We start from the raw sequence: 601 nt of genomic DNA on the forward strand, positions 1-601 counted from the left end.
ATATTTTTAAAGGAGAGATTTGATATCTAACTTTTTGTTATCCATCTTTTAAGATGTGAGAAGCTATTCTCTATGGCATCCACAAAACGGGAAAAATCTATTACAAACATAAAGAGAATGAAGGCAATCAATTTCATGATGCGTGACATCATCTTTAAGCCTTGATAGGTCTCTATCATCTCGTGAAGGAGCTGTTGTTCTGTTTCTGTAAGACCTTTATCTTTGCTGCTTCGTTTCTTGACCATCTTTCCAACCACATAAATGGGCTCCCTGCTTGTTATGCTTCAAAATATCTCTTGCAAGGTTGGAACTGATGACCTCAACATCCTGATTATCCAAATAAATGGGCAACCAGCCACCACAAGAAACAGACCTATTTGCCGCGCACCCAACGAGAAAGTTCAGAGCGCACACCAGCATCACTTTTTCGATTAACTTCATTTTCTACCTCAAGACGGGTTGTTGCTGTCTTTAAAGCATTCTCTGTTTGCTTTTGCCGTTCGCTTTGCTTGCCAAGCTGAAATGCCTTGGCTAAAGCCATAAAAAAAACGGCTAAAGCCGCTGTAAACATAAGAGAATATTTCTTTAGCCAAAAAATCAT

2 protein-coding genes are annotated in these 601 nt (G+C 39.1%); both read right to left on the reverse strand.

Annotated elements, in window-relative coordinates:
- Positions 1-26: 26 nt before the first annotated feature.
- On the reverse strand, positions 27-257 hold the full coding sequence (locus tag ACFIL8_RS12320; RefSeq protein WP_375638891.1) for a hypothetical protein: 231 nt from the start codon (positions 255-257) through the stop codon (positions 27-29).
- A gap of 116 nt (positions 258-373) precedes the next feature.
- Positions 374-601, reverse strand: coding sequence for a hypothetical protein (locus ACFIL8_RS12325; RefSeq protein WP_375611041.1), 228 nt, complete (start codon positions 599-601; stop codon positions 374-376).

The organism is Bartonella sp. AP57NXGY, from assembly GCF_042195805.1.
Taxonomy (GTDB): domain Bacteria; phylum Pseudomonadota; class Alphaproteobacteria; order Rhizobiales; family Rhizobiaceae; genus Bartonella.

Bases quoted from the DNA above. Each gene is read 5' to 3' on its own strand.
- ACFIL8_RS12325 (WP_375611041.1), bottom strand. From the start codon at position 601: ATGATTTTTTGGCTAAAGAAATATTCTCTTATGTTTACAGCGGCTTTA.